Below are 11,536 nucleotides of genomic sequence, written 5' to 3'. Positions count from 1 at the left end.
GTGTGTCGAGTCGGAGCGGGGGATTCGCGGTGCAGCGACAGCGTATGCGGCATTAATTGCCGATGTCAATAAACTAGCCCGCGTGCCGATGAAAGGCGCCGCGGAACCGACCCCGCTGGCCGGTGCGCCCGCCGATGAGTTCAGCGTCGAGGCATCCGCACGACGAACTCGTGCGACTCGGTGACGACCTCCGCGTTCTCCCGGACGCGCGCCATGACCGCCGCATCCTGTCCGGTCCATCGCTCGGTGCGGGCGGCCGAGTACTCGCCCCACGAGCGCACCCGGAACTCCTCGCGGAAGCTGCCTGCGGCATCGGCCGACCGCTCCAGCGTCCACCCCGCTGCGCCTGTCCTTCGTCGGCTGTCGCGGAGGATGGACATCGCCACAAGGAAACCGGCTTCCTTCTCGGGTTCCACTCGGTACGAGACCGACACCGTGAGGGGGCCGTCGGTCGGTTCTGGTTCGAAGACGAGCTGCGGCTCGGGGGCGCAGTACGGCTGGATGGAACGATCGAGGCGCCCGGTGTTCGGGTGCAGCGGGAGCAGGAGCACGCTCAGCGCGACCAGCCCGAGGAGGCCGGCGGCGATGACGAGCGTCATCGACACCCCGACCACGGAGCTGACCGCGCCCCACAGGACGGCGCCGACGCCTTGGCCGCCGAGGAGCGCGAGGAGGTAGACCGAGATCGCCCGCGCGCGCACCCAGGGAGCAGCGCTGAGCTGCATGGCCGCGTTCAGCGTCGTGAGGGTGGCGGTCCACGCGACCCCGGCGACGAGAAGGACGGGGACGACGATGACGAGGGGCCACCAGGCGATGCACAGCGTTCCGAACGCGAAGACGGCGGCCGAGACGCCGAGCACCGCCGACGACGACAGTCGTCTCGTGATGAGCGGCATCAGGACGGCGCCGAGAATCGAGCCGATCCCGAGCATGCCGAGCAGCAGGCCGTAGCCGGCGGCTCCCAGATGCAGCACGCCGTCGGCGGCTGACGGAAGGAGCGACCACAGCGAGCCGGCCGGGACCGCGAACATCAGACTGCGCAGCAGCAGGCGACGGACGACGGGGCCGGCGACCAGATAGCGGATGCCGGCCACGATGGCTTCGCCGAGAGGCTCGTTCCACGCGCGTTTCGGGCGCTCGGGTCGCGGCCATCGCAGCAGCGCGAACACGACGCCGGCGAACGACACCGCGTTGATCGCGAAGACAGAGGTCGGGCCGGACCACGCGACGAGGACGCCGGCGATGGCCGGACCGACGGCGCGTGCGGCGTTGACCGTGATCCCGCCGAGTGCGGCCGCGGCCGGGATCTCGTCGTGGGGCACGAGGTCGGGCTGTATCGCCTGCCAGGCCGGGGCTGTGAGCGCGGCCGAACTGCCGAGCAGGAACGTCATGAGGAGCAGCGACGGTGCCCCGAGTGCTCCCACGGCCGACAGGACGGTGAGCACGAGCGCCAACGCTGCCGACACGATGTTCATCGTGAGGAGCCACCCGCGACGATCGAACCGATCGGCGAGCACTCCCGCGAACAGCGAGAGGAAGAGCACGGGCAACAGGCTCGCGGCCTGCACCCAGGCCACCACCGCAGAGCCCGCGCCGGTCTGGACGAGGAACCACTGCGCGGCGACCGTCTGCATCCAGCCGCCGAGATTCGAGCCGGTCTGCGCGAACCACAGCATGCGGAAGATCGGGTGCCGCAGGGGCGCCCATGCTGATCCAGCGGTTCCGGTGCTGTTCGAATGTTCCGACACGGGAACATTCTCGACCATGAACTCGTCGGCGCTGGACCACGAGCCTGCGGAGGCCTCGGGGGAGCACCGTATGTGGAGGGGCTGACGGGAATCGAACCCGCGCTATCTGCTTGGGAAGCAGAAGTTCTGCCATTGAACTACAGCCCCGCACCCGCATCGTGAAGAGCGGATGCCGTCAGCCTACCCGATCTCGCCCAGAGCCTCATCCGAGCCGGGCACTGCGTCGAGAACGCGGCCTGTCGTCGATGAGTGGTCGAAAGAGCATCCGGATCCCCCTGCGGCGATGTCATTCTGACCACGCAACGCCGCGACGGGGCCGCAACGTCGACAGCTAGGCTGGTGCCGTGCTTCTCAGCGATCGCGACATCAGGGCAGAACTCGCATCCGGCCGGATCGGCCTCGCGCCTCACGAGCCGGAGATGATCCAGCCGTCGAGCATCGACGTGCGGCTCGACCGGTACTTCCGACTGTTCGACAACCACAAGTATCCGTTCATCGATCCTTCGGTCGATCAGCCAGAGTTGACCCGGCTGATCGAGGTCTCCCCGGACGAGCCGTTCATCCTGCACCCCGGCGAGTTCGCGCTCGGTGCGACCTACGAGCAGGTCACTCTGTCGGACGACATCGCCGCCCGTCTCGAGGGCAAGTCGTCGCTCGGTCGCCTGGGTCTCATCACGCACTCGACGGCGGGCTTCATCGACCCTGGTTTCACCGGGCACGTGACCCTCGAGCTCGCGAACGTCGCGACCCTGCCGATCAAGCTGTGGCCCGGTATGAAGATCGGCCAGCTGTGCTTCTTCCGCCTGACCTCGCCCGCCGAGAACCCGTACGGCTCGGGCCCGTACGGCAACCGCTATCAGGGGCAGCGTGGGCCGACGGCATCCCGCTCCTTCCAGAACTTCCATCGCACAGACGTCGGGGTGACCGATGTGGGAGCGGTCGGCGGCTGAGATGAGCGGCGACGGTACGGACCCGACTCCCGCGGATGCTGGAGGCGCGGTGCCGCCGCCTGCTCCCGTCGGGCCTGACCCCGTCGTGCCTCCGACCCCGGTCGTGCCTCCGCCTCCAGTCGCGCAGGACCCGCCACAGGAGCCCGTGCGTCCCCCGGCACCGCCCGTCGGCACGCACGCCGACCCCCATCTCGCACCGCCCGTCGGCTACGCCGCGGCATCCGCCCCGCTGCCGCCATCGGCCGAACCCGATGCCCCTGATCAGCAGTGGCCGTCCGACGCCGTGATCTCGCCGTACATCGGCGGATCGGTGGCGGCATCCGGCAACTACCGCGTGCTGACGGCGGTGATCATGCTGTTCCTCGTGGCGCTGCTCGCGGGCGCGATCGCGCTGATCGTCTACCTCGCCGGGCACACGACGCTGTCGTTCCCCTCGGCCGATCCTGATCCCCGGCCGGTCGTGACAGAGGTCTCGGAGTCGGCGACCCCTCAGGCTCCGCGTGAGGAGACCTCGCCCGAGCCCCTCACCGGGGCGCTCTGCACGGATCTCTGTGTTGAGGTCGCCGGTCTCGTCGGTCCGCAGATCGTGGGTGCCGACGGGGAGTCGACATGGGTGCTGACGGGCGGCTGGTCGACGGTCGAGACCGCGTCGCTGTCTGCGGAGGAAGCGGCCGGCGCGGACTATCGATCGGATGACGGTGAGCTGACCTTCACGATCTGGCGCTTCACCGACGACGATGCCGCGCAGGACGCGCAGGAGCTGCTCATCGAATCTCTCGGTGAGCCTTCGGACTCGGGGGCGGCGTTCCAAGACGGCACGGGCGAGCAGAGCACGTTCGACGACGGGTCGCAGACCACGATCGTCTGGAGCAAGCTCGGCGACGGATCGCAACCCTGGGTCATGCAGGTGCACGGCACCGGCGCCGTGCAGCAGTTCTACTACGCCCTGCCGCTCTGAGGCTCAGCGCTCCGCCACCACGACGGCGACGCCCCACCACGCTGCGTGTGCAGCTTCGGCGGTGGGGCGTCGAGAACCGGGTGGCGCGGAGGTCAGGCGTCGCGACCGCGGGAGAAGCCGGCGTCGAAGCCTCGCTCGAAGGCGACCTGAGCGGCGCGGCGATCGCGTCCGTGCGGGTGCTCGACGCCGTGGCCGAACTCGGGCGCGAAGCGCGGACCCCGTTCGCGATCGAACGGACGGCCGTGAGAGCGGCCGTGGCCCTCGCCGTGCGCGTGCGGGTGCTGGCACTCGTGCGCGTCGGCATCGCGGGGGAAATCGTGACCGAAGCCGTGACGGAAGCCGCGGCCGAAACCGTGCCCGCGGCCGAACGGCGCGCCATGCCGGCGACCGTGACCGTGGTGTTCGGCGTGACCGTGGTGCTCGCCGCGGTGGGTCTTGCCGTGGCCGCGGCCCTCGCCGCGGCGTCCACGCGGCAGCGGGGTGTTCTCGTCCCAGCCGAACGTGCGAGCGATCTGCTCTAGCGTCGCCACGGTGGTGTCGAAGTCGTCGGGCGAGACGGCATCCGCCACCTGTGCCCGGATGCCGTCGACCACGGCGCCGAGGCGCTCCTTGGCCGCGCGTCCTTCATCGGTGAGGGTCCAGCCGTCGCCGTCTTTCGCGACCCAGCCGCGCTCGACGAGTCCGCGGAGCTTGCCGGGGTGCAGCGGCCGGGCGGCCGGTGCGGATCCGTCGATGACGTTGAGCAGGCGCCAGTCCCGGCGCGTCGCTCCTTCGCTCTCGAAGGCGGTGGCGAACTCGGCGGACATGAGGCGGTCGACCGCCTTGATCCAGTAGCCGAACGCGCGGGGGTTCTGTGTATCTGAAGTGCTGTTCATGGTGAAGTCCTTGAATGTCAGTGTGCATGTGCTTGTCACAGTGCATGTATATGTATAGTGACATGTGATGTCGATGCATGTCAAGTCGCATGTAAAATCGACCTGTGAGCGCAGCAGAGAAGGACCCGGCCGAGATCATCGCAGAGGCCCTGTCGCGCCTGCGCGGGCGCCGACCCGGCGGGCGAGGGCCCGGCTGGCATGACGGCCCCCACGCGGAGCGCCATCGAGCGGGCGAGCACGACGGGCCGGATCATCACGGCATGCACCATGGGCACCCCGGCCGATCCGCCTACCCGGGACCGCCCTGGATGGGCGACCCCGCTGGCCGCTTCGGCGGTCCCGCACGCATGCGGATGCTCGAAGCGCTCGCCGCGGCATCCGCCCCGCTCAGCGTGAGCGACCTCGGGGCGGCGATCGGCGTGGATCAGCCTCGCGCCTCGCGCCTGGTGCAGCAGGGGGTCGCGCACGGGTTCGTGCGTCGGGAGGCCGATCCCGACGACGCGCGCCGCACGCGCATCGCGCTCACCGACGAGGGCCGCCGGATAGCGAAAGGCGTCCGCGGCGAGCGTCGCGAAGCGCTGGGCAAGGCGCTCGGGGCCTTCACCGACGACGAGCGCACCGAGCTCGCCCGGCTGCTGAACAAGCTCGCCGACAACTGGAGCTAGGAGGCGCTCTCGCCGAAATCGAGCGAGGGCTCATCGTCGACCGACAGTGAGAGCACCACGGTCTCGACGACAGCGTTGGCCTCGATCTGCTGCTCGATCGCGCGCATCCGCCGCGCCACGTCGTGTTCGCGGGCGTCGCCGGCGAGATCCACCTCCGCGACGATGAACAGGCGGTTCGGGCCGACGTACTCGATGTGCAGGTACGTGACGCGCTGGATCTGCTCAGAGGCGAGCAGTGCCCGGCCCACTCGTGTCCGCACGGTCGGCGAGGCGTTCGTTCCGACGAGGAACGCGACGTTGCGCTTGATGAGGATGAGGGCGACGATGCCGAGCAGCACGCCCACGAGGATCGAGCCCACGGCATCCCACGCGGCGAGACCGGTGATCTGATGCATCGCGATCGCCCCGCCCGCCAGCGCGAGACCGATGAGCGCGGCGGCGTCTTCGAAGAACACCGCCCGCAGAGTCGTGTCGCTCGTCTCGAGCACGAAATCCCAGGTCGATGTGCCGCGCTCCCGCGCGAGGCGCCGCGACTTCACCATCGCCTGCGTGAACGAGGCGCCCTCGAGCACGAACGAGATGCCGAGCACGGTGTACGCGACCAGGGGGCTCTCGACGGGACCGGTGTCGGACAGCTCTTGGATGCCGTGCATGATCGACACGATCGACCCGGCCGTGAAGATGCCGAACGCGGCGATCAGCGACCACACGAAGGCCGAGCGCCCGTATCCGAGCGGATGCCGCTGATCCTTCGTGCGCCCGCCGCGGCGGTCGGCGATGAGCAGGAACACCTCATTGCCGGCATCCGCCCACGAGTGCGCAGCCTCGGCGACCATCGACGCCGAGGAGGTGATGAGCGCGGCGACGGTCTTCGCGACCGCGACCAGGACGTTGGCGAGGAAGGCGATGAAGACGGTCACGCGGGAAGACTACTCCGCGCCTCGCATCAGGCGACGTCGCCTCTCGCTGAACTCACGTAGGCGACGATGCCGCGATGCAGTTCGATGACGAGGAGTCGGCGCTGCGGGGCGTCGGCCTCGGCGACGATGAGTGGCATCAGCCCCTTGACCATGCTCAGGATCACCGTGGCCATGGTCGCGATCCGACGATCATCCGCGTCCGGCATGATGGCTGCGATCGCCTCGCGGACTCTCGCCTCGATCGCGTCATGAGCGGGGGCGACGGCCGCGCGCATCGATGGCGGCATGTCGGTGCGGGCGAACAGCGCCTTGAAGCCCGGATGCTCGATGCTGAAGCCGACGATGCGGGCGAGGGCGTCATCCAGAACCCTGTCGAGGTTCTCCGGAGTGAGTCCGCCCAAGAGCTCGAGCGTGGCGAGACGCTCGGCGTAGGCTTCGGCGAGAGCTCGCCCGACTTCGTCCTTGTTGGCGAAGAACTGATAGAGCGAGCCGGGGGAGATCCCCGCCCTTGCAGCGATCGCATTCGTCGTCGCGGCCTCGTATCCGACCTCTCCGAACACGGCGGCGGCGGCCAGGAGGATCTGTTCGATGCGTGCTCGTCCGCGCGCCTGGCGTCGTGGCGCTCCCGCGTCTTCGGGCACTGCTTGACCTGCTCTCGATTGAATGCGAGTATTTGCTCGTAAAACTAAACGCGACTAACTGCTCGCATTCTATCGGAGGTCTCTGGTGCTCATACGCGCAGTCTCGACTCGTCCGCGAACGGTGATCACCGTCTCGGGGTTGATCTTCGCGCTGTATCTGGCGCTGAGCGCCGCCGTCTTCGACGCACTGTCTCTGAATCGCTACGAGGCTCCCGGCTCGGAGTCGCTCCAGGTGCGCACAGCGCTTGCGGAGCGGTTCGGCACCGGGAGCCCCAACATCGCCGTGCTGGTGACGTCGGACTCCGACGTCGATGATCCCGACGTCGCCGCGGTCGGAAAGGAGGTCACTGCGCTCCTCGCCGGATTCCCGGGCATCGGAGCGGCCCGGTCCTACTGGACGCCGGGTGCGCCGGAGTCGCTCGCCGGAAGGGATGGCACGACGGCACTCGTCCTCGCCTGGGCGCCGGGCGACGCCGACCTGGTCCGTGGCGAAGTGCTGCCGGCGCTGGACGCGGCGATCCACAGGCAGTTCGACGATGCCTCCATCCGTCTCACACTGGGCGGGGCGGACGAGGTCTTCCGCACGGTCGCCGAGCAGGCGCGCGCGGACTTCCTCCGCGCCGAGATGATCGTCGTGCCGTTGGTGCTCGGGTTGCTCTGGCTCGTGTACCGCCGCTTCCGCGTGGCGGCGGCCACCCTCGCAGTCGGCCTCTACTCGGTGGCGGGTACGCTCGCGATCCTCCGCCTCGTCAGCGCCTTCACCGACATCTCGACCTTCGCGGCCAACATCGCCCTGGTCATGGGCATCGGCCTGGGCGTCGACTACGGGCTGTTCATGACGTATCGCTTCCGCGAAGAGCTGCGCCGTGGATCTGACCCCGAGCAGGCGACGAAGGATGCGATGCGCTCCGCCGGCCGGACGATCCTCTTCAGCGGTGCCACGGTCGCCGCATCCCTCGCCGTGCTCTTCGTGTTCCCGCTGCCGTTCCTCTCCTCCTTCGCCTACGCGGGCATCGCCGTCGTGCTGACCGCGATCCTCGGATCCACCGTCTTCCTCCCCGCTGTTCTCCGCCTCCTCGGCACGCGGGTGCTCCGCAGGAACGAGGGGGCGACCGCGGTGGACGCCGGCGGGTGGGCGCGCCTGGCCTCACGTGTGATGCGGCGCCCGGTCGCATTCGGTGCGCTCGGCTTGGTGCTTCTGATCGCCCTCGGGGCGCCTGCGGTCGCCACCGAGTTCGGAGCGCCCGATGACCGACTGCTCCGCGCGGGTCAGCCCGTTCGCGACATGTACGACACGATCCGCGAGGAGTTCGAGGCGGAGGACGCGGATGCCGTGTACATCGTCGCCGAGTCGGCCACCGACGCCCAGATCGGCCGGTTCGCCCTCGACGTGTCGCTCGTCGACGGCATCGTGCGGGTCGACTCGGCGACGGGGTCGTTCGAGAACGGCGCCCTCGTCGAATCGGCGGGCGCCGATCGTGAGCGGTTCCGTGACGGCGACGCGGCCTATCTCACGGCGCTGCCGACCTCGGATCGCCTCTCCAGCGACCCGGGTGGACTGATCGCCGACGTCCGCGGCGTCGACCATGCTTTTCCCGCTCTCGTGGGCGGCTACCCCGCCGAACTCGTGGACTATCGCGCGGCCGTGCTCGAGCGCCTTCCGGTGGTTCTGCTGCTCATCCTCGTCGTCACCTTCGTGCTCCTCTTCCTGATGACGGGCAGCGTCGTCGCACCCCTCAAGGCGTCCGTGCTCAACCTGTTGTCGCTCTCCGTGATGTTCGGCGTGCTCGTCTGGGGATTCCAAGAGGGAGCGCTCGCGCCCCTGCTCGGCTTCACGCCGACCGGCGTCATCGAACCGAGCATCCCGCTGCTGATGTTCTGCGTCGCCTACGGCCTGTCGATGGACTACGAGGTCTTCCTGCTCGCCCGAATCAAGGAGGACTACGACCTCACGGGGGATCCGCGCGCCTCGGTGGTGCGGGGAATCGGCAGATCTGCGCCGCTCATCGGCGCCGCCGCGCTCACTCTGGGCACGTCGTTCCTCGTCTACGCGACGAGCGAGGTCACCTTCCTGCAGCAGCTCGGCGTCGGGATGGCGCTCGCCGTGCTCGTGGATGCCACGGTGATCCGCGGCATCCTCCTACCGGCGTTCATGCGTCTCGCCGGGCGCGCGAACTGGTGGGCGCCTGCTCCGATGAGGCGGCTGCACGCACGGATCGGATGGCATGAGGCCGTGCCGTCCGCACGCGAGTTCCAGTCGCCTGCGTGAGGAGCATCGCTCACGCGGATCGCGGCGTCTTCACCGGCAGCAGCAGGAGGAACCCGGCGATCAGCACGACCACGATGCCCAGGATGCCGTAGGCGGTCTGCGAAGTGAGCACGATCAGCAGCGTCCAGGCGCCGGAAGCCATCCAGCTCGCTGCGCGACCCGTCGTCGCATACAGGCCGAAGATCTCGCCCTCGCGCCCCGCGGGAGTGACGCGGGCGAGGAAGGAGCGGGCGGCGGCCTGTGCCGGGCCCACGAAAGCGCACAGCACGAGGCCGCCGATCCAGAACACCGTGGTGCCGGCATCCCTCAGGAAGAAGACCGCGAGTCCGGCGACGACCATCGCCGCGAGAGAGCCGAGGATGATGCGCTTCGGACCGAAGCGGTTGTCGAAGAGTCCTGCGATGATGGTCGACACTCCGGCGATCAGGTTGGCCGCGATGCCGAAGATCACCAGCTCCTGGAACTCGAAGCCGAAGATCGTCGAGGCGATCACGGCGCCGAAGGTGAACACGCCGCTGAGGCCGTCACGGAACACGGCGCTGGCGAGCAGGAACCAGAAGGTGTTGCGGGTCTCGGGAGAGCGGTACAGCCCCGTGACGTCCTTCACGAGCAGGCCGTAGGAGGCGAAGAAGCCGACTTTGCGTTCGGGGCGGCCCAACGAGGGCTCGGGCACGTTGAGGAAGATCGGGATGCTGAACACGATCGCCCACACCGCGCAGCCGACCGCGATCAGGCGGAACGGCAGTCCGTTGTCGGTCGACATGCCGAACCAGTCGAAAGCGTCGAGAACGACGACGATCACGAGCGCGATGATGCCGCCGATGTAGCCGAAGCCCCAGCCGAGACCCGAGATGCGACCCACGGTCTTCGGGTTGGCGATGCCGATGAGCATCGCGTTGGAGTTCACCGCGGCGATCTCCTGGAACACCGTGCCGGCCGAGATCAGCGCCACGCCGACCCAGAACATGCTGACCTGCGGGGTCACGAACCAGAGCCCGAACATGCTGAGGATCAGAGCGCCGGTTCCGATGCCGAGCCACAGCTTCTGCTTGCCCGCGGCATCCGCCCGCTGGCCGAGGACCGGCGCGAGCAGAAGGATCGCGAAGGCGGCGATCGTGCTGCCGAGTCCGAGACCGGAGGCGAGGTCGGCCTCAGCGGCGACGCGCACGGGATCTTTGTCGCCCAGCGCGGCCACCTCGGGCGGCAGGAAGTCGGGGCCGACCAGATAGAGGGCTGTGAAGATGAACGTGAGGATCACCGAGTTGAACGGCTGCGTCGCCCAGTCCCACAGCGCCCAGGAGTAGACCTGCTTCTTCGGGGCCGGCGTGTCGCCGCGAAGCTCGAGGCCGATCACGCCGACCGCGCCGCTGTTCGCAGTCGCGGCGGGTTCGGGCGCGCCGATGCGCCGTTCGGGTTCGCTCATGAACGAAGTCTGGCGGCGCCGGGTGAACGGGCGGTGACGGCGCGCCGGATGCCGGTCGGCGTCCTCGCTGCGGCGGGGCAGGATGCGTGGTGTTCAGGCGGATGCGGCTCGCGAGCCGAGCCGACGCGCGTAGTCCTCCTTCAGCACCGCCAGGTGCAGCCAGCTCTCGACATGGGCGACCCCTGGGAGTGCGCGGAGGTTCTCCAGACTCGCGTACAGGGCGCCGGCCGAGGGCTCGACGAGTGTCGCCACGGCGTCGAAGCGCCCCAAAGTGCGCGCCACGAAGTCGACGCCCCGCGACGCGTGAAGAGAGGCGAGAACCTGTTCGTCGTCGTCTGTCAGGCTGAGCCCGATGCCCATCGACAGCTGCCGGTGCGAGAGCCCGCGGGCTTCCACCGCGCTGATCTTGATGACGCCGCCGCCGATCAGGCGCTGCACGCGCGTCGCCACCGCGGAGGGGGAGAGGCGGACCTCTTCGCCCAGCACCCGGAAGGTCGTCCTTCCGTCAATCTGCAGACGATCGACGAGGGCTTCATCGATCGCGTCGAGGCTCACGTCCCCGTGGTAGTCCGACACGAAGAAGCCCTTGGTCACGGCGGTGTAGATGAGGGTGTCGATGTCGGCCACCCCGACGAGCGTGCGGATCTGTCCGAGCAGGTCGTGCAGCTCGGGCATCGACCCCGTCCACACCTCGATCACGAGGTCATGCGAGCCGCCGACCGTCGACACGAACACGGTCTCGTCCATGGCTCGCAGACGCTCGGCGATCCCGGCGGCCTCCCGGTCGGTGCGGATGGACACGTGGGCGAGGACGTGCTGGCCGAGCAGCGCGGGGTCGACGGCGGCGACCACGCGTACGGCGCCGCTGTCGACCAGTGCGCGCAGACGTGCGGCAGCCGCGGCCCGTGTCAGCCCCAGCTCTGCGGCCAGGGAGCGGATGCTCGTCCGGCCGTCGCGCTGCAGCGATCGGACCAGGTCGGCGTCGAAATCCCTGGCAGTCACCGATTCCTCCAGATTCCCGCGGATGCACGGACGAGCGTGCATATCCACAGTGTACGACCGCAGTCACATGCTGTCTGGGGCCGTT

Annotated in this window: 10 protein-coding genes and 1 tRNA gene; 4 read left to right on the top strand and 7 right to left on the bottom strand. The window is 69.0% G+C overall.

The features are described from left to right. Positions 1 to 140: 140 nt before the first annotated feature. The gene (locus tag QFZ53_RS01225; protein WP_307292640.1) at positions 141 to 1,748 is read right to left on the bottom strand and encodes an MFS transporter; all 1,608 of its coding nucleotides are present in this window, start codon (positions 1,746 to 1,748) and stop codon (positions 141 to 143) included. A 73-nt stretch (positions 1,749 to 1,821) separates the two neighbouring features. Next, a tRNA-Gly gene (locus QFZ53_RS01220) sits at positions 1,822 to 1,895 on the bottom strand. A gap of 197 nt (positions 1,896 to 2,092) precedes the next feature. Here QFZ53_RS01220 and dcd point away from each other — a divergent pair. Together dcd and QFZ53_RS01210 are read left to right on the top strand one after the other, a co-directional pair. Then, on the top strand, positions 2,093 to 2,698 hold the full coding sequence (dcd, locus tag QFZ53_RS01215; protein WP_045257217.1) for a dCTP deaminase: 606 nt from the start codon (positions 2,093 to 2,095) through the stop codon (positions 2,696 to 2,698). A gap of 145 nt (positions 2,699 to 2,843) precedes the next feature. After that, entirely contained in the window at positions 2,844 to 3,656 is an 813-nt protein-coding gene (locus tag QFZ53_RS01210; RefSeq protein WP_307292638.1) for a hypothetical protein, read from the top strand. 92 nt (positions 3,657 to 3,748) lie between these two features. Here QFZ53_RS01210 and QFZ53_RS01205 read toward each other — a convergent pair whose 3' ends face one another. Then, positions 3,749 to 4,531: a MarR family winged helix-turn-helix transcriptional regulator gene (locus QFZ53_RS01205; protein WP_307292636.1), complete on the bottom strand. Its 783-nt coding sequence runs from the start codon at positions 4,529 to 4,531 to the stop codon at positions 3,749 to 3,751. Positions 4,532 to 4,635: 104 nt separating this feature from the next. Here QFZ53_RS01205 and QFZ53_RS01200 point away from each other — a divergent pair, with 104 nt between their 5' ends. Then, entirely contained in the window at positions 4,636 to 5,196 is a 561-nt protein-coding gene (locus QFZ53_RS01200) for a MarR family winged helix-turn-helix transcriptional regulator (RefSeq protein WP_307292635.1), read from the top strand. Here QFZ53_RS01200 and QFZ53_RS01195 read toward each other — a convergent pair. Both QFZ53_RS01195 and QFZ53_RS01190 read right to left on the bottom strand, forming a co-directional pair. Further along, positions 5,193 to 6,116, bottom strand: coding sequence for a cation diffusion facilitator family transporter (locus tag QFZ53_RS01195; protein WP_307292633.1), 924 nt, complete (start codon positions 6,114 to 6,116; stop codon positions 5,193 to 5,195). The genes QFZ53_RS01200 and QFZ53_RS01195 overlap by 4 nt on opposite strands. A 26-nt stretch (positions 6,117 to 6,142) precedes the next feature. After that, entirely contained in the window at positions 6,143 to 6,757 is a 615-nt protein-coding gene (locus tag QFZ53_RS01190; protein ID WP_307292632.1) for a TetR/AcrR family transcriptional regulator, read from the bottom strand. 121 nt (positions 6,758 to 6,878) lie between these two features. On the opposite strand from QFZ53_RS01190, the gene QFZ53_RS01185 reads away from it, so the two are divergent. Next, a complete protein-coding gene (locus QFZ53_RS01185; protein WP_307292630.1) occupies positions 6,879 to 9,026 on the top strand; it encodes an MMPL family transporter in 2,148 nt (715 codons plus the stop codon). Positions 9,027 to 9,036: 10 nt separating this feature from the next. Here QFZ53_RS01185 and QFZ53_RS01180 read toward each other — a convergent pair whose 3' ends face one another. Together QFZ53_RS01180 and QFZ53_RS01175 are read right to left on the bottom strand one after the other, a co-directional pair. Further along, positions 9,037 to 10,449, bottom strand: coding sequence for an MFS transporter (locus QFZ53_RS01180; protein WP_307292628.1), 1,413 nt, complete (start codon positions 10,447 to 10,449; stop codon positions 9,037 to 9,039). A gap of 93 nt (positions 10,450 to 10,542) precedes the next feature. Next, on the bottom strand, positions 10,543 to 11,493 hold the full coding sequence (locus QFZ53_RS01175; RefSeq protein ID WP_307292626.1) for an Lrp/AsnC family transcriptional regulator: 951 nt from the start codon (positions 11,491 to 11,493) through the stop codon (positions 10,543 to 10,545). Between the last annotated feature and the right edge of the window lie 43 nt (positions 11,494 to 11,536).

Source organism: Microbacterium natoriense (assembly GCF_030816295.1).
Classification (GTDB): Bacteria; Actinomycetota; Actinomycetes; order Actinomycetales; family Microbacteriaceae; genus Microbacterium; species Microbacterium natoriense_A.
Note: the sequence above shows the minus strand (reverse complement) of the source record. Positions and strands in the feature narration are given on the sequence as shown.